Below are 23,724 nucleotides of genomic sequence, written 5' to 3'. Positions count from 1 at the left end.
GCCCGGATCAGTCAGTAGTGAGACGCGAATGGCAGGGGGTTACAGGTGTGGGAGCATTTCGGGCTGCGCGAGTCGCGTGATGGTTTCTGCGGGTTGCGGTAGTGGGGGACTCGCAGCGGTGGAGTGTGGGGCTGCGGTGAGTTGATCGAGCACGAATCGGGTATCGGCCACTCGGGTCGGGAGTAGCTGGTCGGACAGGATGTTCGGCGGCGAATTCGAAGGCACCGCACTGTGTTCGGTGCGCCCATCGGGGAATTACACGGTGAATGCTTCGTGGGTGTGGTTGATGGACACCACGATGTGGCTGTGGCTGGGCTCGAGCGCCCAACTGCCGGAAGCGACACCGCTCCGGGCCACCGTACAAGATCGGAGATGGGCCGGGCTTTTGCGCCGGATCACCCAGGGGCAGAGGGGGTTCCGCTCGCGCTGCGCAGAACTATCGAGATTGCCGCCGCGGTCGGACAGGCTGATACCCGCGTACTGAATGGATAGTTGATCCAGGGTCTGTGGGCTGGTGGGTTGGCTCGAATGGTTACGGGGGATTGGTGATTCTTCGCCGGGAAAAATCCGAGAGATCCGAGCTGGAAGCGCTGGTGGAGCGCCAGCAGGAGAAGATTCGTGTATGGCGTGAATCGCCCGCGGAGCGAGGCGGTGAGCGCGGCGCGGAATTGGCGGAATTGGTGACTCGAGCCGCGGCGTTGCAGGCGTATCGGCAGGTTTGGCGGACGGTCGACATCGCCGCGGTGACGGCGGCGGCGCACACCGACCCCTGGGTCGCGCTGCGTGCACTTCCCTTGGTGGACAAGGGGTTTTCGCGACTGCTGGGCGATGAGGTGATCGCCCTGGCGGACGGGCGGTTGAGTAACTACTTCGAAACGTCCGGCACCACTTCGGCACCGGCGCCGGCGCCGAAATCCACCGCGGATCTGGTGGTGAACACCATCAATTTCGGTGAGCATTGGGCGTCGTTCCTCGGCGGCGCGCGGTTTGCGATCGTGCTCATCAATACCCCGCAGGGGCCCGCCGCGTTCCAATTCGAGATCGCATTGAATTACCTGGGTATCGGCACATTTCGTACCTGGGTCGACGCCTTGCGCAATGACTATTCGCGCGTGCTGGCGGTGATCGAGCGAACGCGGCCGGATGTATTCGCCGGGCCGCCTTCGCAACTGCTCAATCTCTATGAGCGGGCGTACGCCGCGGGCTCGCGCCCACCCGAGTTCGAGACCGTGTTGCTGACCGGGGAACGCACCGGTCCCGCACTGCGGCGGCGGCTCGCCGCACTCACCGGCGCGACCGTCGTCGATGCGTCCTATGGCTCGTCCGAGACCGGTACGACGGCTGTAGCCGTCTCCGCGGATGAGCTGCGACTGCAGACCCAGAGCTTTCTGTTCGAGTTGATCGTCGAGGACACGGCGGGTCGGACCGTGACGATCGCGGCCGAGCAGCGCGTGCACGAGCGCGGTACGGCGGAGGGCGAGCTCGTGGTGACCACGCTCGACAACCGGTTCCGCCCTCTCGTTCGCTATCGCACCGGTGATCTGGTGCGAGTGGAACGGGCGACCGGCGGCGGACTGGCGCTGCGGCCGCTCGGGCGGGTCGGCGACAGCGTCGATATCGCCGGGCAGGGGATCGATCAACAGCTCATCGAGAACGCCGTATGGGGTGATCCCGGCCTGGCGGTCGTCAACTATCTACTGGCCCACGACGGCGACCGGGTGGATCTGTTCTATACCTCGTCGGCCCCGGTCGATGCGGTGGAAAGCGCTGCGGCAGAGAACGATCGCGTGACCGCGGCCATCCGGGCGGTCTTGCCCGGGGCGGTCGCCCGGCGCGTTCCGCAGTTGCCCGCGTCCGCGGCGCTCGGTTCCGCCGCGGGCTGGAAGGCGGCGCGGGTCATCGATATCGGACCCGATGCCGCGCTCGCGGACGGTGCCGTGCCGCACCTCGCGGATGTGCTGCGACAGACCAGAGAGTTCGCATTGGCGACACGAGACGGCGAGGTGGTAACGCTGTGACACAAGCACTTTCATTGAATGTCTCGATACCCGCGAGTATCGAGGCGACGGCACCTCATTCGAAGACCTCACACATCGTGATCGGCCGCACGGGTTCGGCGGTTGCCGAGGGATCCGCGCTACCGATCGACGCCGTGGAGCGCGATCTCGCCGGCGGCCGTGTCGCGGTGCTGGCGCTGGGGCGGATCCATGAACAATTCGGTAGTGGGCGGTCGAGCGCGGCGCGGCTGCTCGACCTGTATCTCGAACAGGGTCCATTGTTCGCGGCGGACCTGGCCGGCAGGTTCGCGATCGTGGTCATCGACGATCGCACCGATGTGGTCCATCTCGTCCGGGACCACCTGGGCATCGTTCCGCTGTACTGCACCGCGATCGATGGTGCGGTGCGGGCCGGGCTGGACGCGGAACCGCTGATCAGCCAGCCGGGATTCCCTCGGGTGTTCGGTCCGTCGAACCTGGTGGACCTCTTCAACTCGACCTCGCGGGTGCCCGGTACGACGGTGCTTCCGGCACTGCGTGAGGTGGCGCCCGCACATGTGGCGACGGTATCCGGCGGTCGAGTGACCCAGCGCGCGTACTGGTCGCCGCCGACCCGAGCCGATGAGACACTCGACGAGCAGGACGCGATCCGTGCCGTCCGCGAGGTTGTGACGCGGGCGGTTGAACGCGAGATCGCGGACCTCCCGCACCCGACCGGCTTCCTGCTCTCGGGTGGATTGGATTCCTCGATCATCGACGCTATCGCCGCCCGCCGGGCAGGCGAGTCGATCCGGACCTTCGCCTTTCGATACGGTTCGCCCGATCACGCCGACGCCCTGCATCTCACCGCGGACACACCGTTCGCGCGGGAGGTCGCGCACCATCTCGGCGCTACGCACACCGAATTCGTCTTCGAACCGGGTGTCGATCACATCGCGCTGCTCGCGCGCGCGGTTGCGGCCCGCGGCATTCCCGGGCCCGGTGATCTCGACAGTGGACTGATCCGTTTGCTCGACGGGTTGGTGTCCGCGGGCTCGGCGTCGTACACCGGCGGTGAGGGCGCCGACGATATCTTCGGCGGATTCCCTTGGTCGGCACCGGATGTCGGCGGCGTAGCGAATTTCCCGTGGCTCATTGGAACCTCCGCGGGTGCGCTCATCGCCCCCGCACTGCAACGGGATTGGAGTTTCGACGCGGAGTTGCGTGCCCGCTGGCGGCAGGCGCTCACCGACCACGGTGGCGACCCGGACGATCACCCGGACGCCGATTCGGCCATTGTCTCCGCGGTCGGCATCACCCGCTTCCTGCCGTTCCTGGTCGATCGCGCGGAACGGCTGAGCCGCGCGGCGGGTATTCATGCGGCACTGCCGTTCCTGGATCCCCGCGTGGTCGAGGTGGGTCTGTCGCTGCCGCGCCGTATCCGGCGCACCGGTGATATCGAAAAGGGCGCGCTGCGTGCGGCTTTCGATGATCTGCTGCCGGCGTCGGTGATCGCCCGCCGCAAGAGCGGTTTCGCGATCGATGTCGATCCTGCGTACACCACCGCGGTGCGCGGGTACCTGCGCGATCGTCTGGCCGCGGGCGACAGCATCCTTACCGATATCGTGGACCTCGATCAGCTGCGCACGATCCTGGACTCCGAGCAGTGGAACGATGGGCGTTTCGCCGCCCCGCCACTGCTGCCACGGCTCGTCCAGCTCGACCTGTGGGCTCGGCAATACGACCTCCGGTTCGTGCAGCACGAGGTCGTGCGATGAGCGCACCGGCCCTGGAAAGGCCACAGTCCTATGAGATTCCGTGGCAGGACCACGACGACGGCGCGCTCACCTCGATCCTGTCCCTGGTCGCCGAACATCCCGCGCTGGTCTCGCCCGAGCAGATCGAAGCGCTGACCGCGACGCTGGACGGCCCGCACAGCCCCCTCGTGCTGCAGGCCGGTGACTGTGTCGAAGGTTTCGACGAAGCGACCCGGCTGCGTACCCGGCGCAAGGCCGCGTTCCTGGCTCGGCTCGGGGATCGCCTGTCCCGCAACGGGAAACCGGTGGTGACTGTCGGGCGGATGGCCGGGCAGTTCGCCAAACCGCGCAGTGCGCCCACCGAGTTGGTGGCCGGTGCCGAACAGCTCACCTATCGCGGTCCGCTGGTGCACGCCTGGGCGGACCGGCGGGTCAATGTGCATCGCATCTCGACCGCGGTGCTGGCCGCCGCGCAGGTGAGTAGCGAGCTCGAGGATCTCGCCCGGCACGCACCACGGGTGTGGACCAGCCACGAGGTACTGCTGACCGAATACGAACACCGCTGGGTGCGTGAGACATCAGTGGGCAGCTATCTGACCAGTGCGCACTGGCCGTGGATCGGCAACCGCACACGGGCTCTCGACGGACCACACGTCGCATTGCTCGCCCAGGTGCGAAACCCGGTGTCGGTCAAGGTCGATGCGACGTTGTCGCCGCAGGAGGCGGTCGAGTTACTGCGGACGCTGCGCGGCCGATACCCGGATCGCCATATCACCTTCATCGCGCGGTTCGGCGCGACGAAGATCGAGGCGCTCGGCCCACTCGCGCGCGGTATCGCGCGGTTGGGTGAGTCGCCGCGCTGGGTGATCGATCCGCTGCACGGCAATACCGTGTCCACTCCGTTCGGCAAGACCCGGCCGCTCGATGCCGTGCTGCGCGAGACCACCCGGGCAGTGCGGATCCTGGCCGAATTCGGTGTCGTCGCAGGCGGATTGCATTTGGAGGCAACGGATCTGTGCGTCTACGAATGCGTCGACGGCAGCGCCGATCCCGGCGCTGCCGACCTCGCCGGGACACGCGCGCCGCGGCTGCTGTCGCTGTGTGACCCGCGCCTGAACGAAGAGCAAGCCACTCGCGTCGTCGATGCGTTCGCGGAGGAACTATGACAAGCACACTCGCGCCGAGCCGACTGCGGATCGCGGTCGATGTCGGCGGAAATCTGCTTCGGGCCGCCCCCGCCGAGGCCGCCGGAATCGTGCATTCGCTGACCTTCGCCGACACCGCGGAGGTGCTCGAAACGGGAACGAACGCAGCGGGATTCGATCATCTGGTCATCCGCGACGGATTCCGGCACGTGTACGCCGTCGCGGTGCCGGACGCCCCGGTGCTTGCGCGCTCGGTCGCGGCGGCACACCTCGAGGCGGTCGAGGTGCTGCGCGTCTACGGCGGTACCCGGGTGGTACGCACCTGGAACTATGTCGGCCGTATCAATGAGCCCAATCATGATGGGCTGGAACGGTATCGGGACTTCTGTGTGGGCCGCGACCGCGCCTACGCGGCGGCGGGACTGCTGCGCACACTGCTGCCGGCCGCCACCGGGGTCGGTACCGCGGCGGGGGGAGTGGTGTCGATTGTGTTCGCCGAACCGGCGCACGTGCGTGTCGAGGCGATCGAAAACCCTTTGCAGGTACCGGCATTCCGGTATCCGCGCAGCTACGGTCCCGCCTCGCCGTCCTTCAGCCGAGCGCTGCTGCGGCGTGACGCGGACAGCGAGCTGACTTTCGTATCGGGGACGGCATCGATCCTCGGGCACGATTCCCGCGGTGACACTCTCACCGATCAGCTCGGGCACACCGTGCACAACCTCGGCGCGGTGATCGATGCCGCGCGCGCCCGCGCGACCCGTTCCGGCGGCCGCTGGCGTGAGATCAAGGCGTACGTGCGGCGGCCCGCGGACCTCGCCACCGTGCGTCGCGAGCTGATCAACCGGCTCGGCGTGCCCGCGGCCATCGTCACCGCGGTCGTGGCCGACATCTGCCGTGCCGAACTCCTGGTGGAAGTGGAGGGTAGCTATGAGCACATCACCGAATGACATCGCGTACTTTCGCCCGGCGCCGACCGTGGACACCGGCATCCCCGGCGGTCCGATCCTGGCCGCGCAACTTCATGACGACCTCGGTGAACTCACACCCGACCGGGGTCGCTATATCGCGGTGGTGAGTCTGCTCGCCCCGTCGAGTCAGAAGCTCGCCGCGGCCGTATTCTGGTCGGGCGCAGCGGATTACATCGAGGTCATCGATGTCGATCGGGGGCGGCTGACCCGGGTGTCCGACTCCGAGTTGATCTTCGTCGACGACAGTTCGGCTCGCGCGCACCGTGATTCGGCATTGCGTGCCGCGGCGGGCATCCGCATGCCGGTGCTTGTCGATACCCGGCCCGATGACGCCGGTCGCCGGCGGATCAGCAATGACGTCTACGACCTGCCGTGGCGGATCGGCACGCGCCTCGGGAGTGCGGCCGGCTACCTCGGTGCGCTGCGCACCGAGCCGGAGTCGGTGCGAGCACACCGATTGCGCTGGGAGCAGCGCATTTTCACCGATCTGCATGCCGGTGTGTACCGCGCGGGGTTCCTCGAGCGGCAGTCCGAGTACGAGCGTCAGGTACTCGATGTCGCCGGATTCCTCGCCGACCTCGACGCCGCCGTCGCGGCCGAGGCGTATCTCGGCGGCGCGGCCCCCGGCCTGGCGGACCTGTGGGCTTTCACGCTGCTGGTGCGTTTCGATCACGTCTACGGCCCGCTGTTCCGGCTGCACGCGCTGCGCCTGACCGACTATCCCGCGCTGCTCGACTACGTCCGGCGGCTCTACCGGGATCCGGTGCTGCGGGCGACAACGGACTTCGATGCGATCACGCTCGGCTACTACTACGGCATCAGTTCGCTGCGCCGGTCCGTCGTTCCACTCGGCGTCCGGGACAGATACCTGTTGACCGACGCCGTTTCCGCCGTGGTGCGAACCACCGCCCGAAACGCAGGACGAGACCATGAGTGAAATTCTGCAAAGCCCGGCGTTTTCCGTAGCCGGTGCGCAATCCGGTTCGACCGCAAGGCGTTTCGTCGTTCCGGTACTGGCGCTGGGTACCTTCGCGATCGGGACGGACGCCTTCGTACTCGCGGGCCTGCTCGATGTGGTGGCGCGCACCGCCGACGTCTCGGTGGCCACCGCCGGTCAACTCGGCAGCGCGTTCGCCCTCGTGTACTCCATAGCCGGTCCGCTCGCGACCCGCAGCACGGCTCGATTCCCGCGCCGGTGGGTGCTGGCCACGGCCCTGGTGGTGTTCGCGCTGGGCAATGGAATCTTCGCCGCGAGTACGTCTTTCGGGTGGCTGCTGGCTGGACGGGTGGTCGCCGCGATCGGCGCCGCCGCGTTCACGCCCGCCGCGCTGGCCTCGGTGCACGTTCTCAGTGGCGCGCGCGCCACCCGGCACATCTCGTATGTGATGACCGGAATGACCGCCGCGACGATCGTGGGAGTGCCACTCGGGGCGTTCGTCGCCACCCACAGCGGCTACCCGCCGGTGTTCTGGGCGCTGGCGGGCGCGGGCGTCGTGCTCGCCGGCGTGGTCGCGGCGGTGCTGCCCGGGGAGTTGCGCGGTGCGGCGAAACCGCCGTCCCTGATCGAGGCGATCAGGACTCGCGGCGCCGCCCGGACGCTCGCGGTGACCTTCGTGTTCTTCCTCGGCGCGTTCACGCTGTACTCGTATGTCACCGCGTTCACCGAGCACCGTTCGCCCGGTACGTCCGGGCTGGTCGGACTGGTACTGCTGGCATTCGGCGTCGGCGGCCTGATCGGCAATCTCGCCGCCGGGCATTTCGTGCGCCCGGAATCCCCGGTGCGACTGCTGCGGGTGTCGCTCGCCGGGGCGGTGGTGACCTTCCTGCTCATCGCGGTGCTGCCGTGGACGCCGGTCTTCGTCGCCCTCGCACTGGTGTGGGGCGGCTGGGGCTGGTCGCTGCTGCCATCGGTGCAGGCGAATCTGCTGCGCGCGGGGGCGGTGAACGGCCCGGTGTTGTTATCGCTCAACTCTTCCGCGATGTACCTGGGTATCAGCCTGTCCGGTGTCGTCGGCGGGCTCGTGCAGAGTCGTGCTGGAGCCGGACCGTTGCCGCTGGTGTCCGCCGGTATCGTCGCCGTGGCATTGCTCGCCGCATTGACGTTGCGGCCCATCGGATCTGCTCCGCGGGACCGCACATGAGCACCGATACGCGGGCGTACTACGTACCGGTTCCCGATGCCGAACCCGGCTGGGAGGTGTTCCGGCCGACGTCGTACTGCGGCGGGTCGTGGTCACCGGACCTGCAGCACGGTGCGCCGCCGATGGGCCTGCTGGTGCGGTCGTTGCGCAGGCTCTGGGACACCCATGCCGACGGCAAACAGGCTGCCCGGCTCTCCTTCGATTTCCTGGGCCCGATTCCCATGGACGAGGTGCGGGTGCGTGCGGCCACCCTGCGGCCGGGCCGCCGCATCGACCTGTCCGAAGCGGTGATGGAGACCCGGTCCGGTGCGTGGTGGCGGCCCGTAATGGTCGCGCGCGCTTGGCGTCTCGCACGCACCGACACCTCGTCCATCAGCCGCCTTCCCGAACCCGCGCGGGTCAGTGCGCCGGACCGCGGCGAAGCGATCGATATGACCGCGCTGTGGCCGGGTGGCTTCGTCCGATCGGTCGAGGTGGTGCGCGACGCGCGCTTCGATTCGGTCTGGGTGCGTCCCCTGGTCGGGTTGGTCGCCGGCGAGCAGACCGGTGCGCTCGAGCGGGTATTCGGTGTCGCCGATTTCTCGAACGCGTTCGGCGACGCCGCCGAACCCGACGCCTGGACATTCATGAATGTCGAGATGACCGCGCATCTGCTGGATGTGCCGCGTGGCGAATGGTTCAACATCGACGCCCACAGTTTCGTCGGGCGGGATGGCACCGGTGTCACACGCGCCACCCTGTCGGACGCCTCGGGCCCGGCGGTGCTGCTCACCCAGGAACTGCTGCTCGCCGGTGTCGAACGACCGGCCCCGGTCTCCGTGCGCTGAATCACGCACTCCCGCAACTATATTGAAAACGAAGGACAATTCTGATGACACGGCTCGATGACGCCGTCACCACCCCCGCCACGGCACGGATCGATGCGGGGCGGCTGCGACACCTGGATGGCTATTTCGAGCGGCTGCTCGTGGACGGCCGGATTCCCGGCTGGTCGGCGCAGGTCGGACTGGGACACGAACTCGTACACGAGAGTTCGGGCGGCTACGCCGATATCGAGGCGAAGCTGCCCTTCGGGCCGGACGTGCTGATCCCCGCGATGTCGCTGTCCAAACCGTTGACTTCGGTACTGGCGCTTGCCCTTTACGAGCGGGGCTACTTCGGGCTGCACGATCCGATCGCGCAGTACCTGCCCGAATTCGCCGCGCCGCAAGTGTATCGGCGCGGCGGCGCGGTCTGGCCGGAGACGCGACCGGCCGCCGAGCCGATCCGCATCCACCATCTCTTCACGCACACTTCGGGTTTGGCCTACGGCTTCCACCAGGCGCACCCGGTCGACGAGATCTATCTGAAGAACGGTTTCGGCTGGGGCAGCCCGCCCGGCATCAGCCTGGCGCAGGCGGTCGAGATCTGGGCCGGTATTCCACTGCTCTACGAGCCCGGCACCTCCTGGAACTACAGTGTCGCGACCGATGTGCTGGGGCGAATCCTGGAGCTGGTGACCGGTGAGGAGCTGCCGGATCTGTTGCGTACCTACATAACCGAACCACTCGGCCTGCGCGATACCGGATTCATCGTGCCCGAGAGCCGGCAGTCGCGGCTCGGCGCGATCTACTCACCGGATCCGGCGGGCGGGCGGGTGATCCGCAGTGAGCCGCTCAGCGCGATCGGACGCGCCGCCCCCTCCTGGTGGTCGGCGGGGTCGGGCATCATCACCACCGTCGCGGACTACGGCATCTTCCTGCGTGCGCTCGCCGCCGGTGGCGTCGCCGCCGACGGAACTCGGATCCTCGGGGCGCATACCCTGCGCTTCGCCACCAGAAACCAGCTGCCACAGGGTGTTTCGCTGGGCGACAGTGGGCGTGACGTGGTGCCCGCCCTGGACACTCTCGACGGACTCGGCTTCGGACTCGGCTTCGCCACCGTCGAGAATCCCGCCGATGCCCGCGTGCCGTCCAGCCCGGGCGAATACTTCTGGCTGTCGGCCAACAGTTTTCACGCCTTCGTGGATCCCGGCACCGGACTGTGGGCGCTGGCCGCGCCGCAGCTGTTCCCGTCCAAGACGCTGCCGTTGCTCAGCCGCTTCCGTCAGGTCACGTACCAGGCGCTGACCCGATGACGGGGTTGCGCCGGCTCGCGGCGGCCGCGTGCGCGCTCACCCTCCTCGCCGGGTGCTCGGCCACCGGCGCGAGCGGGAACGGATCGGAGCAGCCCGTCCGCGGCGGCACCTTGCGGTGGGCGATCCCCGACGATCCCACCACCCTGAATCCACAGCTCACCACGCAAACCACGATCAAGACGCTGCTGTACAACACGTACGACTCCTTCTTCGCCCGCGATGCGAGCGGGGGGATCGTCCCGGCGCTGGCGCGCTCCTACGAACTGGTCGATGGTGGCCGGACGTATCGGGTGCGGCTGGCCACCGGCGTGCACTTCAGCAATGGTGAGGTGTGGAATGCCGACGCGGCGCTGACCAACATCGCGAAATTGCGCGATCCGGCGTACAACCGGTCGGCGTCGATCGGGGCGATCTCGCATGTGCAGGACGTACGCAAGATCGATGACACGCAGTTCGAAATCGTTTTGCGCGCAGCGTATTCGCCATTCCTGGACTACCTGGCCACGGTGCCGATCATCGCGCCGGGCTCGTACGCCGCCGCCGAGGTGCAGGCGGGCGGCCCGGGAATCGCGGGCACCGGTCCCTTCATACTGTCGAAATACCAACGGGGCCAGTCGATCGAGTTCGTTCGCAATGACGGGTATGTCGCCCCCGAGGGTGCGCGTGCGGGCGTGGCCTACCTGGACGGTGTGAACGTGAAGATCGTGCCCGAGGCGGCCGTGCGGACCGGACTGCTGACTTCGGCCCAAACCGATGTCATCAGCGACGTTTCGCCGACCGATATCGAACTGTTCGCCAAGGATCCGTCGTATCGGTATGTGCACGGCGTGACACCGGGTACGCCATATGCGTTGTATTTCAACGTTTCCCGAACCCCGACCGCGGAGCAATCGGTCCGCGAGGCGCTGGTGGATTCGGTCGACGTCGGTGCCTCGGTGCAGTCGGTCTTCGGCAATGCGGTGCAACGCGCGTGGGCGCCGAGCACCTCCACCTCGGTGGGCGTGCACACCGGCCGCTTCGACAACCGTGACCATTACGATCCGCGCCGAGCGGCGGACCTACTGGACAAGGCCGGCTGGATCGGTCGGGACGATCAGGGCTTCCGCACCAAAGACGGTCAGCGGCTGACAGTTTCGGTATACGTCAATGCCAAGTCCGAGAACAATGTCACGCTGTTGCAGGCGATCAGCGGTCAGGCCAGGCAGAACGCGGGCATCGATCTCGATGTGCGCCTGGTCGATACGGGCACCAGAACCGCGCGCATCGGCTCCGGCGACTACGGCGCGTTCGAGAACTCCCAGGGCGGAACCGGCGGCACGCCACTGGAATACCTGTGGGCGCCCAAACAGAACGGCGGCTACTACAACTTCAGCAATGCCGCCGACCCGAAGCTGGCGGAGCTACTCGAACAGTCCTGGGTCACCGACGACAATGCCGCGCGCGCCACGCTGTACAGCGACCTGCAACAGTTCGTACTCGATCGCTTCTACACGCTCCCGCTGTACGAATCCGGCGACCAGCTGGCAGGTTCGGCCCGGGTCAACGGCCTGAAATTGCGTCCGTACCGGGGTGGCGCGGAAAGCTGGTTCGATGTCTGGCTCGGCTGAGTCGGCAGCCGATACAGCGCTCGCGGGTCCGGGCGTACGCTCGGCGGCGGCAGGGGACGCGCGCGGGCCGAACCTTGTTGCCGCGGTGCGGCAGGTGGTGCGGCGGGGCCTGCTCGGGGTGTGCACGGTATGGATCGTGGCGACCGCCTGCTTCGCCGGCATTCACGCGACGCCCGGGCAGGTGGTGGATGTGCTGCTCGGGGAGGAGCCGTCGACGCCGCAGATGCGGGCGGAGGTTGCCGCGCAGTGGGGGCTCGAGCGGCCGTTGGTCACGCAGTATTGGGACTACCTCGGGAGGCTCGTCTCCGGGGATCTGGGGCAGAGCTATCAGCTGCACACCTCGGTGGTGACCGTACTGCGCGAAAATGCCGGGCCCACTGTGGAATTGGCGGTCACCTCGTCGATTTTCGGTGTGCTGCTCGCGCTCGGACTCGCCGCCGTCACGGCGGGTCGCCGTCGCGCGGGCCGGATCAGCGCGGCGTTCGAGCTGGTGTTCGCCTCGCTGCCGCACCTCTGGATCGGGATGATGTTGTTGCTGCTGTTCAGTTTCCGGCTCGGCTGGGTGCCCGCCACGGGTGCGCAGACCGCCTCGACGCTGATCCTGCCGACCATCGCACTCGGGCTCGGCGCCGCCGGTGTCCTCGCCTCGGTGGCGCGTGCGGAGATCGAACACGCACTGGCACAACCGTTTACCCGAACCGTCCGGGCGCGGGGGGCCGGACGGGCGCGCGTCGTGCTGGCCCATGCCGTCCCGCACGCGCTGCTGCCGCTGATTCCGCTCGTGGGATGGACGTTCGCGAATGTCTGTGCCGGATCGCTGATTATCGAGCAGGTGTTCTCGCGTCCGGGGCTGGGACAACTCGCGGTGACCGCGGTGCGCTCCGGAGACGTCCCGGTGATCACCGGGGTGGCGATCGTCGGTGTGGTCGTGTTCGTGCTGGTGGCACTGACGTGCGATCTGCTGGTATCGGTCATCGACCCGAGGCGGGCATCATGACGCCCGGCAACCCCCCGCGCCTCGGCGCCCGGCGTATCTCCTTGCGCGGTATGGATCTCCGGCGGGCTCGGTGGCGTGTCATCGTGTTGCTGCTACCGCTGGTGATCCTGGCCGTCGCGCTCATCGACCCGCACCTCGTCACCGGCATCGATCCGTTGCACACCGATCCCCGGGCCACCTTGCGAGCTCCGTCGGCGGCGCACCTGTTCGGGACCGACCGCCTCGGCCGGGATGTGTTCAGCCGCGTAGTGCACGGCACGCGGTACTCGGTGGGTATCGGGTTGGCGGCGACCACCCTGTGTGTGCTGGCCGGGGTGCTGTGGGGCCTGCTGAGCGCGCTCGCCCCCGCCTGGCTGGACGAGGTGTCCAACCGCTTTCTCGACGCGATCGGCGCGTTCCCCGGTGTGCTGCTGTGCCTGGTGCTCATCACGTTCACCGGTACCGGTTCGGCGAATCTGGTTGTCGCGCTGGCTATTGCGGGCACCCCGCGGCTGGCTCGCCTGGTGCGGTCGAACGCGCGCGGAGCGCTGAGCATGCACCACACCACCCAGGCGATCATCATGGGATTGACGCGCCGGCATGTGATCGGCGTACATGTGCTGCCGCGGGCGCTCGCGGGTGTTCCGCATCTGGCCGCACTGGAGGTCGGTGCCGCGATCCTGACCGCCTCGGGGCTGAGCTTCATCGGGCTCGGGGTGCAACCACCCACGCCGGAATGGGGGGCGATGATGTCCGAAGGGCGTCTCGTACTGCGAATTGCCTGGTGGCCCTCGGTGTTTCCGGGAATCGCCACGGTGGCGGTCGTGCTGCTCTGCGCGCTCATCGGCCATGGACTGTCCACCGCCGCACCATCGGCCACGTCCGAGACGAGGAACCGCTCATGACCATCGGTATTCCCGATTCCGGTGCGCTGCTGCGTGTTTCCGATCTGGGCGTCCGGCTGTCCGGACATACGGATCTCGTTGTCTCCGGTGTGAGCTTCACGCTTTCGGGTGGGGAATGCGTTGCGCTGGTGGGTGAGTCGGGCTCCGGCAAGACCATGGTCGCGTCCGCGCTGAGCGGTCTGCTGCCTGAAGGTGGTGTGATCGCCACCGGGACAGCGCATCTCGGCGATATCGAGCTGACTGCCCTGGCTGAGCGGGACTGGCGGTCGGTGCGTGGCCGCCGGATCGGTGTGGTGCCGCAGGACGCGCTCGGCGCACTCGATCCGCTGCGACCCGCGGGCTGGGAGGTCGCCGAGGCGATGGCCGTCCATCGGATCGGCTCCCGGCGGGAACGGCGGGCCCGGGTCTACGACGCCATGGAACGCGCGGGCATAGACGATGCGCCCAGGCGCGCGCGCCAGCGCAGCCCGGTGCTGTCGGGCGGGTTACGGCAGCGGGTGCTGATCGCGGGCGCCCTGTCCGCGGCGCCACAGCTGGTGATCGCGGACGAGCCGACCACCGCACTCGATGCGGTGACCCAGCGCCGGATCATCGCTGAGCTCAACCGGATTCGCCGCGGCGGCACCGCGGTGCTGCTGATCAGCCACGATCTGGAGCTGGTGGCCGAGGTCGCGGACCGGGTGCTGGTGCTGCGCGATGGCCGCGTGGTCGAATCCGGACCCGCGCGCCGACTGATGTCCGCGCCTGCGGACCGGTACACGCGGCTGCTGGTGGACTCGCGCGTGCGCGGCAGCCGACTCGGCGCGGTGCCGCCGGTGCCGGCCGGTGCCGAGGTGCTGTCCGTCAGCGGCGTCGGTTGCGTGCTGCAGCGGCGGCGCGTTCTGTCGGAGGTGTCCGCCACGATCCGCCGTGGCCGGACCCTCGGCGTCGTCGGAGCCTCCGGGTCCGGCAAGTCGACGCTGGCATCCCTCATTCTGGGATTGCGGCGGCCGACCGAGGGCGAGATACGCATCGAAGGGCGTCCTTGGTCGGCGGAGCCCGAACGGCGCCGTCGCGCCCGGCGGCCGGCGGTCCAGTTCGTGGCGCAGGATTCGCTCGGATCGTTCCGTCCGGGCCACACGGTCGGCGAAGTCGTCGCGGAATCCCTTGTGCCACTGCTGCGCCGCGGCGATATCGGACGTTCGGCGATCGACCCCCGGGTGCGTGCGGTGCTCGATCAGGTCGGCCTGCCACGCACGGCACTCACCGCGGATCCGCGAGCACTGTCCGGCGGGCAACGGCAGCGCGTGAATATCGCGCGCGCCCTCGCACCGTCTCCGCGCCTGCTGATCGCCGACGAGCCGGTGTCCGCGCTCGACGTCGTCGTTCAGGACTCGATCCTGCGATTACTCGCCGAAATCCAGGCGGACACCGGACTGGCAATGCTGTTGATTTCGCACGATCTGTCGGTGGTCCGAGACCTGGCGCACGAGACCCTCATCCTCGAAGCGGGACGGGTGGCCGAATACGGCCCGACCCCAACGATTCTCGACCATCCAACCAGCAATGCGGGCCGCGAACTCAAGGCCGCGCTACCCCCTGATCGACGGGCTTACGAAATGCGCAAGGACTGAGTCCGAGGTCAGCGGGGGATCGGTGGGCCGGGGTCGAGGCCAAGGGCCGTGCGGGCTTTGCGGATGAAGTACAGACCGCCGCGGGCGGTTTCGCGGGCCAGGCGGACCTGGCCGAAGGTGGTGGCCGAAGCCAATTGGGTGCGCGCGGTATTGAGGCGGTCGACGGCTTCGGTGAGTGCGTCGAGTGCGTCGTCGTTGTCGGGGTCGAGCAGGACCAGTTCGCTGCTCATGTGATCGAGGTAGCCGCGTACCTCGGATTTGGCTTTGGCGACGCGTTCGGCATCGCCGGACCACTCCCGCGATATCCACCACACGACCAGCGCCAGCACGGCCACAATGACGACGAGGAACAGCAGGCGACCCATGTGTCCAGGGTACGGCGCTGGATGCGTGCCCGGCGGCGGCACGCATATCGACCCTGTGAGTCGAGTCGGACGGTGTGTCGGCAATGGTTCGGCTAATTGACGCCCGATAATTCTTCGGGTGGCCGTAAGTCGAAGATTCATGCTGGGTTTGCTGGGGTGCCTGCCGCTGGGCGCCGTCGGGCTCGGGCGGGCGGAGGGTGCGCCGCCGGTGGTCACCCAGCCGGACCGGACTGCCGTGCGGTACACCATGACCGCGTTCACCAATGACAGTGAATCCGAGCTGTACGTCTACGAATCCACCGATGCCACCAATTTCAAGCTGGTGAAGGGGTCGGCGTATGAGCCGCCTGACGGGTTGCTGCGGGATCCGAGTTTGATCCGGCACACCGACGGCCGGTACTACATCACCTACACGACCGGGTGGGACGGGCAGAGTATCGGATTCGCGTGCAGCGATGACCGGGTCACCTGGACACACCTCTACGATCACCCGGTTCAGATCGAGGGGGTGACCGCGACCTGGGCTCCCGAATGGTTCGTGGACGCGAATGGTGAAGTCAATGTGCTGGTTTCGCTATCGGATGGCTATCGATTCACGCCGCATCTGATGACCGCGACCGATCCGGGGCTGCGGGAGTGGTCGCCGCTGACACCGTTGTTGGGGATCGGCCCCAAGGACACCGGATACGGCTATATCGACACCACCGTGGTGCACTATCGCGGCCGCTATTACGCCTTCACCAAGGATGAGACCACCAAGTACGTCGAACTCGCCGTCGCCGAGCAGTTGCGCGGCCGCTATCGCTTTCTGGGGACCGATGATTGGGCCGGGTGGGGGACACCGCGCGAAGGCCAATGCGTCATCCGGCTACCCGATGGCGGCTGGCGCATCTACTTCGACGCCTATGACGACGGCATGTACCTGTACAGCGACAGCCACGATGATTTCCGGACGTGGACGCCGCCCGTCGAACTTCCCGGATTGTCCGGCACCGTAAGGCATTTCACGGTGTTTCCCGAGCGCGGTGTTACGGCACCGAAGAACCACTAGTCAGGTCTCGTAGTCGTAGCCCGAGTGGTCGCCGCGGGAGGAGACCGCGGTGATGAGGGCGGCGGCCAGGATCATGATCGCGGAGACCAGCAGGGCCACCTCCAGGCCGCGGTGGAAGGCGGCGTAGGTGGCGGTGATCACCTGATCGACTATGGGGCCGTAGGCGGCCGAGGCCGAGGCATCGCCACCGGCGGGGACTCGGCCGGTTTCGATGGCGTCTATGACTATCGCCTGGAAATTGGCGGGGATACCCAATTGGTCGAGCCGATCCACCAGATCGGCATTCAGGAACGAATTCACCAGGGAGCCAAGGGCTGCCACGCCCACCACCGCACCGACCTGACGCATGGTGTTGGTGGTGGCAGCCGCCATACCGGAGTGCTCGGGTGGCACTCCGGACAGCACCGCCGAGGTCAAGGGGACCACGGCTACTCCGAAGCCGAGTCCGGCGAGCATCAAAGACAGCGCGAGCGGACCGAATTCTGGTGTGATATCCAGCATTTCGCGAGTGAGTAGGATGCCGGCCGCACCGAGGACACAGCCGGTGATCATCGGGGTGCGCGAACCACGCTGGGCCACCCAGAATCCCGCGACCAGCGCACCGACGATAATGGCGACCGCCATGGGGGCGAACACTTCCGCCGTGCGCCAGCCCGAATAACCGGATACCTCTTGCAGATACAGCGCGGTGAAAAAGAAGATCGAGAAGATGCCGAAGTAGACGGCGAATGCCACGATCAGCGCGCTGCGCACCATCGGCCGCTTCAGATAGTGGAAGTCGAACATCGGATCGCGGGCACGGGTTTCGATGAATACGAACACGATTCCCGCGACACCGCCGATCACGAACAGTGTGATGACCGAGGCGGCGCCGTATCCAACCTCCTCGCCGGAGATTCCCGCGTAGATCACACAGCCGAGAAACATTGAGCCCGAGACGAATCCGGCGATATCGACCGGACCCGGTTGCGGGTCGGCGGATTCCGGGACATAGCGCAGCGTGGCCACCAGCACCACCGCGGCAACCGCAAGATTGAACCAGAACACCGAACGCCAGCCGTAGGCTCCGACCAGGACTCCGCCGAGCACCGGTCCCAGTGCCAGCGCCAGGCCCGAGACCGCCGCCCAAGCACCCAGTGCGCGAGCGCGTTCGCGACGATCCGGGAAGACCTGCCGGATCACCGACAGCGTGCCGGGTTCCGAGGCCGCCGCACCCAAACCCATGACCGCACGACCCGCGATCAGCACCGCCACACTGGTCGCGAAAGCCGAAAGTGCCGATCCCGCGGCGAAGACCACCAGGCCCGCGATCATGACGCGCTTGCGTCCCCAACGGTCGCCGAGCGATCCGGCGGTCAGCATGAGGCTCGCGAACACCAGGGTGTACGCGTTCACCACCCATTGCAGTGACACGACACCCGCGTGCAGATCCGATTGGATATCGCCGAGGGTGACACTGACGACGGTGGTATCCAGAAACGTCACGAACAGGACGGCGGTGACGGTCGCCAGCGCAATGCCCGGCCGCCGGGTCGCGGCGGCGGTTATTCCGTTGTCACGCATATCAACTGGTCGGAGTGGCCGACGCAGTGCAGGGGGCGGGCGGTTTGCCCTGTGATTCCAAGGTGAGCAGTGCGCAGAATGTCGCGGCCGATACCTTCCATGATCCTTGGGCCCGCACCGCATCGCCCGGCTGATCCTGCAGCGCGGGAGTGCCGTTGAGCGAGACGGTGTACACCACATTCGCGCGGTCGGCCCCGGCGGCGGTCACGGTCGACACCGTGACCTTCGTACCCTTGGCGATCGGCGAATCGGCCTGTGCCCGAATGGTATCGGCGAAACTCGGTCCGTTCTCGAGGGCGGCGATCTTCTCGTCGGACGAGGACGCACCGTCGAAGAAGCGCTGGAAGACGTCCGTAACAGCCTGGGTGAGCGCGGAATCCACGCCGGGGACCGCGACGGTGGGGTGCGTGGACTTGGTTTCCTTGGCCGAGGTGCCGCACCCGGCCAGGGCTACGACCGTAAGAGCGCAGACCACAAGGATTTTCGATAGTCGAATACGATTCGGCATGCCTGCCCTCCTGGGCGACAGATCGGCATGAATGATCAGAAATTCGAGGTTACTCGCCCGGGCCGACCGGCGGGCCCGGATTCGCGACCTGTCGGTACGCGAACAACACGGCCGTGCACCTCGAATGCGACGATGCCGTTGTGCGTACAGCACAGTGCGCGCAAGTCGGCACTGTGCCCCGGCACCGAATCGGTCGAATTCCCCGGAATGCGTTATATCGCACGATTCCGAGCGTGATACTGCGGCGAGTCCGACCGGAATACGCGGCATTTCCCCATGCCGCACAATGGTCGCGGCGCGGGATCGTTCAATGGAGGAGTAGTTCGTGGAACCAGTAGTCGAGGTCACCGGGGGCAAGATCCAGGGCCGGACCACCGCGGGCGTCAGCGCCTTCCTCGGGGTGCCGTACGCCGCGCCGCCGATCGGTGCCGCGCGATTCCAGGCACCGCGGCCGGTGCGGGAGTGGGACGGGGTACGCGAAGCCACCGAGCTCGGCGCGACCTGCGTCCAGTCCGACTATCCAGCCGAGATCGCCGCGATCCTCGGAAAATGCCGGGTGCCGGGACCCGAATACCTGAATGTCAATGTGTGGACCCCGGATCCGGGCGGCTCGGGGCTGCCGGTCATGGTGTGGATTCACGGTGGCGCATTCACCCGTGGCTCGAATGCGATACCGGCCTACGACGGCGCGGCTTTCGCACGGGACGGTGTGGTCCTGGTGTCGGTCAACTACCGGCTCGGCGCGTCCGGTTTCGCGATACTCGACGGTGCGGTGCCCAATCGTGGTCTGCGAGACCAGCTGTATGCCCTCGCCTGGGTTCAGGAGAATATCCGCGCCTTCGGTGGCGATCCGGACAATGTCACGATCTTCGGGGAATCCGCGGGTGCGATGAGTGTCGCCTCGCTGCTCGGTTCGCCCGCGGCATACGGGCTTTTCGGCAAGGCGATTATGCAGAGCGGCAATGGCGGAGCCGCGTGCACCCTCGACGATGCCCGCCTGCTCGGCAAGGAACTCGCTGTGGCACTGGGGATTCCGGCCACCGCCGAGGCGTTCGCGGCCGTCGAGCCGGGGGTGTTGCTCGCGGCGCAGGATGCCGTGTACACGGCCCTGACCAAGAACCCGGATCCGGCCCGCTGGGGTGCGTCGGTCCTCAGCGGCGGAATCGCGGTAATGACTTTCCTGCCGGTCGTGGACGGTGAGATTCTCACCGGATTGCCGATCGATGCGATCGCGGCGGGCTCCGCGCGCGATATCGCAGTGCTGGCCGGAACCAATACCGAGGAGTTCCGGCTGTTCACCGTCCCGACCGGACTCGGCGCGGCCGTCACCGCGGAGATGCTGCCGTACGCGATCGCCCGCTTCGGTATCGATCCCGCGGTGATCGACGTGTACGCCGAGCATCGGCCGGACGCCGCCCCCGGAGATTTGTTCGCGGCCATCATCACCGATGCGGCCTTCCGTGGCCCGACCCGGCAATTGGTGCAGGCGCAGCAGGCGCTGAACCCATCGGCCTACCTCTACGAATTCGCCTGGCGGCGAACCGATGACGATCTTGGCGCGATGCACGGCCTCGAAATCCCGTTCGTCTTCGACACTCTCGCTGCCGCGCCGTCACTCAGCGGCCCGAATCCGCCCCAGCGCATTGCCGACGAAATGCATTCGGCCTGGGTGGAATTCGCCAAATCCGGTGATCCGGGCTGGCCGCCCTACGGGGACTCCCGGGTCGTGATGACCTTCGACGAACCGTATTCGGCGCTGGTCCGCGATCCACGCGCCGACGAGAACGCCGGCCTCCCGTCACCCGTCACGTCCTGACCCCGGACGCACCGGTATGCACGATCGTTCGCCGCCGGGATCGACTGCCGCGCGCCCGGACTCGAATACTGTGGCATCGTGACTGCCTGCCCGCGCGGAGGCGCTGATGTCCTCGATTGAGCGGCCGCCAGGCTGGGAGTCGGATCGTCTGCGGATCCTGCTGGTGGAGGATGACCACGCCGATGCGGTGCTGGTCCGGGAATTGGTCGCCGACGCGGCCTCCGGGGCGGTGCTGGAGTGGGTGCGGTCCGTCGCGCGGGCCTGCGAGATTCTCGCGACCGAACCGCCCGACTGTGTGCTGCTGGATCTGCACCTGCCCGACGCGTACGGGCTGGAATCCCTGGACCGATTGCGTTCCGCCGCAGCCGATGTGGCGATAGTCGTGCTCACCGGGCTGGACCAGGAGCCCATGGGATTGGCCGCGGTCGCCGCGGGGGCACAGGATTACATGGTCAAAGGTCGAGTCGAACCGGAGCTGTTCGGGCGCGCGCTGCGCTATGCGGTTCAGCGCAAACAGGCCGAGCGGGCCGCGGCCGCGCTGCACGCCGGTCGGATGCAGGCGCAGGAGAACGCGCGGCTCGAACGCGGACTGCTGCCCAAGCCGCTGCTGCACGGTGCGCCCGTCGTCGATGTGGTGACCCGGTATCGGCCGGGGCGCGCGCATTCGCTGCTCGGCGGCGACTTCTATGATGTGGTGCAGGATGACGACAGTGTGGTGCATGTCGTGATCGGCGATGTCTCCGGGCACGGACCCGATGAGGCGGCGACCGGGGTCGCACTCCGATTGGCATGGCGCACACTGGTTCTCAGCGGCATCACCGGGACTCGGCAACTACGACTGCTGGAACGGCTACTGCTGGCCGAGCGCACCGGACGGCACACCTTCGCGACCGTCACGACCCTGATGCTGCGACCGTCCCGGCATGCGGTGCAGGTGATTCGCGCCGGGCATCCGGGCATGCTGGTGCGCTCGGGCACCGAGGTGCGATGGTGTGAGGTACCGGGCGGCCCCGCCCTCGGATTCAAACCCGCACAGGCGGATTGGCCGATACAGGAGGTCGAGCTGCCACCCGATGCCGAATTGGTGCTGTTCACCGACGGCCTGTTCGAGGGGCATATCGGTGCTGGCGACGAACGATTGGGCGAGGCCGGTCTGTTGAGACTGGCACGTTCGCTGCCCGCGTCCGAACCCGCGGAGTTCCTGGACGATCTCGTCGCGCACGCCGAACGACTCGCCGAGCAGCGCGGCGGACTCGCCGACGATGTCGCGGTTCTCGCCCTGCGCTGGAGTCTCGCCGCTCGAACCCGGGACGAGCAATCATGACCGCGGCCCTCTCCCGAATCGGGCGGGTGCCCGCGGAGGAATGGTTCCAGCGGGTGCTGGCGCTCATGGTGCTCGTCGTGGTCGCCGGTGCGGCGCTGACGGCCGCCGCGATCGGCGCGACCACCCGCGTCAGCGATCGCCTCGGCCGGCAAGTGCAGCCCGCCGCCACCGAGTCCTATCGGCTGCAGAGCGCGCTCGCCAACCAGGAGACCGGTGTTCGCGGATATGCCATCACCGCAGACACACAGTTCCTCGAACCCTTCACCACGGGCCGGCAGGAGGAGGCGCGGGCCATCGCTCATCTGCGTGAACTGCTGCGGGATCGGCCCGGGCTGCTCGCCGATCTCGACGGCCTGGAACAGGCGGCTCAAGACTGGCGCAACGATTACGCGCAGCCGCTCATCGCTACCATCACGCCCGGCACGGTCCGGCCCGTGGACGGCGTCGCCACGGCGCTCGGCAAAACCGAATTCGATACGCTGCGTAGATATTCCGCCACCCTGAACGCCGACCTGGAGGCCGCCGTCATCAGTGGTCGCGCCGACCTGATCCATCAGCGCGTCATCCGGAATACGGCATTGGCGGGGATGGTAGCGGCCTTCCTGGTGACCGGCTTCGCACTGACCGTGCTGGTGCGGCGGCTCGTGGCGCGACCGCTGCGAGAGTTGGCGACCGCCTCGCTGCGGGTGGCCGACGGCGATTTCGAACACCGCATCACCATCGGTGGTCCCGCCGATCTGGCGACCGTCGCGGAGGCCGTGGAGAGCATGCGCCGCCGGATCGTGGCCGAACTCGAATCCTCTCGGGTCCAGGAGACGATGCTCGCCGCGCAGACCGCCGAATTGCGCCGCTCCAATACCGAATTGGAGCAGTTCGCCTATGTCGCCTCGCATGATCTGCGCGAACCGCTCCGCAAGGTGGCCTCGTTCTGCGAACTGCTCGACCGGCGCTACGGGGATCAACTCGACGAACGGGCAAGGCAGTACATCGAATTCGCGGTGGACGGCGCGCAGCGCATGCAGGGCCTGATCGACGACCTGCTCACCTTCTCCAGAGTAGGCCGGGTGCATGACTCGATCGACGCCATCCATCTCGACCAGGTACTGGATCAAGCCCTGCTGAATCTCGCTGCGGCAGTCGAGGATTCGGGATTACGGGTGGAGCGTCCCGATCAACTGCCCGAGATAACCGGTGAACCCACACAACTGATCATGCTGTGGCAGAACCTCATTGCCAATGCCATCAAATTCCACCGCCCCGATCTGCCCCCGATCGTCCGCATCGACTGCGATTCCGAACCCGGCGACCGGGTGGGCTGGCGATTCACGGTGTCCGACAACGGTATCGGCATCGCCCCCGAATTGGCCGACCAGGTCTTCGTGATCTTCCGGCGGCTGCACGGTCGCGACGAATACACCGGCACCGGAATCGGATTGGCGCTCTGCAAGAAGATCGTGGAGTTCCACGGCGGCCGCATCTGGATCGACACCACCCACACCGAGGGAACCCGCTTCTGCTTCACCCTCTTCGAGCAGCCGCCCTACTCGGCCAACGCCTCCTCCAGCGTCCCGTAGACATCGAGCAGATCATCGAGCCCGGTCACCTCGATGGGCCGTCGCACCTGAGGCGACGCGACCACCTTCAACCGCCGCCCCCCGATCGACTCCAAAGCCTCGACCAACACACTCAACCCGGCCGACCCGAAAAACCCCACCCCGGACAAATCCACCACGAGCACCGCCGAATCCGTCGCCAGCGCCGCTCCCACCGCCGCCGACAATGTCGGCGCCGAAACGATATCCACCTCACCCGCCGCCGACAGAATCACCGCCGACTCCGCCGACCGCGTCCGAACAACCAATTCCCTTGCCTCGGTGCTCACTCTTCGATACC

At 67.3% G+C, this 23,724-nt stretch carries 20 protein-coding genes; 16 read left to right on the top strand and 4 right to left on the bottom strand.

What is annotated here, in order from left to right; all coding sequences use genetic code 11:
• Positions 1 to 593 precede the first annotated feature (593 nt).
• Genes GFY24_RS19735 through GFY24_RS19680 form a run of 12 tightly spaced genes read left to right on the top strand, consistent with a single transcriptional unit; the run spans position 594 to position 15,204 of the window.
• Entirely contained in the window at positions 594 to 2,018 is a 1,425-nt protein-coding gene (locus GFY24_RS19735) for a phenylacetate--CoA ligase family protein (protein WP_194852940.1), read from the top strand.
• The gene (locus GFY24_RS19730) at positions 2,015 to 3,754 is read left to right on the top strand and encodes an asparagine synthase-related protein (protein ID WP_153806543.1); all 1,740 of its coding nucleotides are present in this window, start codon (positions 2,015 to 2,017) and stop codon (positions 3,752 to 3,754) included. The genes GFY24_RS19735 and GFY24_RS19730 overlap by 4 nt, the downstream gene beginning before the upstream one ends.
• On the top strand, positions 3,751 to 4,899 hold the full coding sequence (locus GFY24_RS19725; RefSeq protein ID WP_153806542.1) for a 3-deoxy-7-phosphoheptulonate synthase: 1,149 nt from the start codon (positions 3,751 to 3,753) through the stop codon (positions 4,897 to 4,899). Before GFY24_RS19730 ends, GFY24_RS19725 begins: the two co-directional genes overlap by 4 nt.
• Positions 4,896 to 5,825: a hypothetical protein gene (locus tag GFY24_RS19720; RefSeq protein ID WP_153806541.1), complete on the top strand. Its 930-nt coding sequence runs from the start codon at positions 4,896 to 4,898 to the stop codon at positions 5,823 to 5,825. Before GFY24_RS19725 ends, GFY24_RS19720 begins: the two co-directional genes overlap by 4 nt.
• Complete coding sequence (locus GFY24_RS19715) at positions 5,806 to 6,783, top strand: glutathione S-transferase C-terminal domain-containing protein (protein WP_153806540.1); 978 nt, start codon at positions 5,806 to 5,808, stop codon at positions 6,781 to 6,783. Before GFY24_RS19720 ends, GFY24_RS19715 begins: the two co-directional genes overlap by 20 nt.
• Complete coding sequence (locus GFY24_RS19710; protein WP_153806539.1) at positions 6,776 to 7,987, top strand: MFS transporter; 1,212 nt, start codon at positions 6,776 to 6,778, stop codon at positions 7,985 to 7,987. The genes GFY24_RS19715 and GFY24_RS19710 overlap by 8 nt, the downstream gene beginning before the upstream one ends.
• Positions 7,984 to 8,814, top strand: coding sequence for a thioesterase family protein (locus tag GFY24_RS19705; RefSeq protein WP_153806538.1), 831 nt, complete (start codon positions 7,984 to 7,986; stop codon positions 8,812 to 8,814). Before GFY24_RS19710 ends, GFY24_RS19705 begins: the two co-directional genes overlap by 4 nt.
• A gap of 44 nt (positions 8,815 to 8,858) precedes the next feature.
• Entirely contained in the window at positions 8,859 to 10,103 is a 1,245-nt protein-coding gene (locus tag GFY24_RS19700; protein WP_153806537.1) for a serine hydrolase, read from the top strand.
• On the top strand, positions 10,100 to 11,710 hold the full coding sequence (locus GFY24_RS19695; RefSeq protein ID WP_153806536.1) for an ABC transporter substrate-binding protein: 1,611 nt from the start codon (positions 10,100 to 10,102) through the stop codon (positions 11,708 to 11,710). Before GFY24_RS19700 ends, GFY24_RS19695 begins: the two co-directional genes overlap by 4 nt.
• On the top strand, positions 11,694 to 12,707 hold the full coding sequence (locus tag GFY24_RS19690) for an ABC transporter permease (RefSeq protein WP_153806535.1): 1,014 nt from the start codon (positions 11,694 to 11,696) through the stop codon (positions 12,705 to 12,707). Before GFY24_RS19695 ends, GFY24_RS19690 begins: the two co-directional genes overlap by 17 nt.
• Entirely contained in the window at positions 12,704 to 13,591 is an 888-nt protein-coding gene (locus GFY24_RS19685; protein WP_153806534.1) for an ABC transporter permease, read from the top strand. The genes GFY24_RS19690 and GFY24_RS19685 overlap by 4 nt, the downstream gene beginning before the upstream one ends.
• Positions 13,588 to 15,204, top strand: coding sequence for an ABC transporter ATP-binding protein (locus tag GFY24_RS19680; protein ID WP_194852939.1), 1,617 nt, complete (start codon positions 13,588 to 13,590; stop codon positions 15,202 to 15,204). Before GFY24_RS19685 ends, GFY24_RS19680 begins: the two co-directional genes overlap by 4 nt.
• Positions 15,205 to 15,212: 8 nt before the next feature.
• Here GFY24_RS19680 and GFY24_RS19675 read toward each other — a convergent pair whose 3' ends face one another.
• Positions 15,213 to 15,569, bottom strand: a complete 357-nt coding sequence (locus tag GFY24_RS19675) for a hypothetical protein (protein ID WP_153806532.1) — start codon at positions 15,567 to 15,569, stop codon at positions 15,213 to 15,215.
• A 118-nt stretch (positions 15,570 to 15,687) separates the two neighbouring features.
• Between GFY24_RS19675 and GFY24_RS19670 the strand changes: the two genes are divergently transcribed.
• The gene (locus GFY24_RS19670) at positions 15,688 to 16,620 is read left to right on the top strand and encodes a glycoside hydrolase family 43 protein (protein WP_309231069.1); all 933 of its coding nucleotides are present in this window, start codon (positions 15,688 to 15,690) and stop codon (positions 16,618 to 16,620) included.
• Here GFY24_RS19670 and GFY24_RS19665 read toward each other — a convergent pair whose 3' ends face one another.
• Together GFY24_RS19665 and GFY24_RS19660 are read right to left on the bottom strand one after the other, a co-directional pair.
• Positions 16,621 to 18,183 (bottom strand): MFS transporter, encoded by a 1,563-nt coding sequence (locus GFY24_RS19665; RefSeq protein WP_153806531.1) that lies wholly within the window; start codon positions 18,181 to 18,183, stop codon positions 16,621 to 16,623.
• A 1-nt stretch (position 18,184) separates the two neighbouring features.
• The gene (locus GFY24_RS19660; protein WP_153806530.1) at positions 18,185 to 18,691 is read right to left on the bottom strand and encodes a hypothetical protein; all 507 of its coding nucleotides are present in this window, start codon (positions 18,689 to 18,691) and stop codon (positions 18,185 to 18,187) included.
• Positions 18,692 to 19,016: 325 nt separating this feature from the next.
• Here GFY24_RS19660 and GFY24_RS19655 point away from each other — a divergent pair, with 325 nt between their 5' ends.
• The 3 genes from GFY24_RS19655 to GFY24_RS19645 all read left to right on the top strand — a co-directional run bounded on the left by GFY24_RS19655 (position 19,017) and on the right by GFY24_RS19645 (position 23,405).
• A complete protein-coding gene (locus GFY24_RS19655; RefSeq protein WP_309231068.1) occupies positions 19,017 to 20,507 on the top strand; it encodes a carboxylesterase family protein in 1,491 nt (496 codons plus the stop codon).
• A gap of 106 nt (positions 20,508 to 20,613) precedes the next feature.
• Entirely contained in the window at positions 20,614 to 21,831 is a 1,218-nt protein-coding gene (locus GFY24_RS19650; RefSeq protein WP_153806529.1) for a fused response regulator/phosphatase, read from the top strand.
• Complete coding sequence (locus GFY24_RS19645; RefSeq protein ID WP_153806528.1) at positions 21,828 to 23,405, top strand: CHASE3 domain-containing protein; 1,578 nt, start codon at positions 21,828 to 21,830, stop codon at positions 23,403 to 23,405. The genes GFY24_RS19650 and GFY24_RS19645 overlap by 4 nt, the downstream gene beginning before the upstream one ends.
• Here GFY24_RS19645 and GFY24_RS19640 read toward each other — a convergent pair.
• The gene (locus GFY24_RS19640) at positions 23,372 to 23,713 is read right to left on the bottom strand and encodes an STAS domain-containing protein (protein ID WP_309231067.1); all 342 of its coding nucleotides are present in this window, start codon (positions 23,711 to 23,713) and stop codon (positions 23,372 to 23,374) included. The two genes, GFY24_RS19645 and GFY24_RS19640, sit on opposite strands and share 34 nt — an antisense overlap.
• Between the last annotated feature and the right edge of the window lie 11 nt (positions 23,714 to 23,724).

Origin of the sequence: Nocardia sp. SYP-A9097, from assembly GCF_009649815.1 — a bacterium.
GTDB lineage: Bacteria > Actinomycetota > Actinomycetes > Mycobacteriales > Mycobacteriaceae > Nocardia.
This window is presented reverse-complemented; position numbering and strand designations above follow the sequence as displayed.

Coding starts and splice junctions, on each gene's coding strand:
- GFY24_RS19725 (WP_153806542.1), top strand. CDS start 3,751: ATGAGCGCACCGGCCCTGGAAAGGCCACAGTCCTATGAGATTCCGTGG.
- GFY24_RS19720 (WP_153806541.1), top strand. CDS start 4,896: ATGACAAGCACACTCGCGCCGAGCCGACTGCGGATCGCGGTCGATGTC.
- GFY24_RS19715 (WP_153806540.1), top strand. CDS start 5,806: ATGAGCACATCACCGAATGACATCGCGTACTTTCGCCCGGCGCCGACC.
- GFY24_RS19710 (WP_153806539.1), top strand. CDS start 6,776: ATGAGTGAAATTCTGCAAAGCCCGGCGTTTTCCGTAGCCGGTGCGCAA.
- GFY24_RS19705 (WP_153806538.1), top strand. CDS start 7,984: ATGAGCACCGATACGCGGGCGTACTACGTACCGGTTCCCGATGCCGAA.
- GFY24_RS19700 (WP_153806537.1), top strand. CDS start 8,859: ATGACACGGCTCGATGACGCCGTCACCACCCCCGCCACGGCACGGATC.
- GFY24_RS19695 (WP_153806536.1), top strand. CDS start 10,100: ATGACGGGGTTGCGCCGGCTCGCGGCGGCCGCGTGCGCGCTCACCCTC.
- GFY24_RS19690 (WP_153806535.1), top strand. CDS start 11,694: ATGTCTGGCTCGGCTGAGTCGGCAGCCGATACAGCGCTCGCGGGTCCG.
- GFY24_RS19685 (WP_153806534.1), top strand. CDS start 12,704: ATGACGCCCGGCAACCCCCCGCGCCTCGGCGCCCGGCGTATCTCCTTG.
- GFY24_RS19680 (WP_194852939.1), top strand. CDS start 13,588: ATGACCATCGGTATTCCCGATTCCGGTGCGCTGCTGCGTGTTTCCGAT.
- GFY24_RS19675 (WP_153806532.1), bottom strand. CDS start 15,569: ATGGGTCGCCTGCTGTTCCTCGTCGTCATTGTGGCCGTGCTGGCGCTG.
- GFY24_RS19665 (WP_153806531.1), bottom strand. CDS start 18,183: ATGCGTGACAACGGAATAACCGCCGCCGCGACCCGGCGGCCGGGCATT.
- GFY24_RS19660 (WP_153806530.1), bottom strand. CDS start 18,691: ATGCCGAATCGTATTCGACTATCGAAAATCCTTGTGGTCTGCGCTCTT.
- GFY24_RS19650 (WP_153806529.1), top strand. CDS start 20,614: ATGTCCTCGATTGAGCGGCCGCCAGGCTGGGAGTCGGATCGTCTGCGG.
- GFY24_RS19645 (WP_153806528.1), top strand. CDS start 21,828: ATGACCGCGGCCCTCTCCCGAATCGGGCGGGTGCCCGCGGAGGAATGG.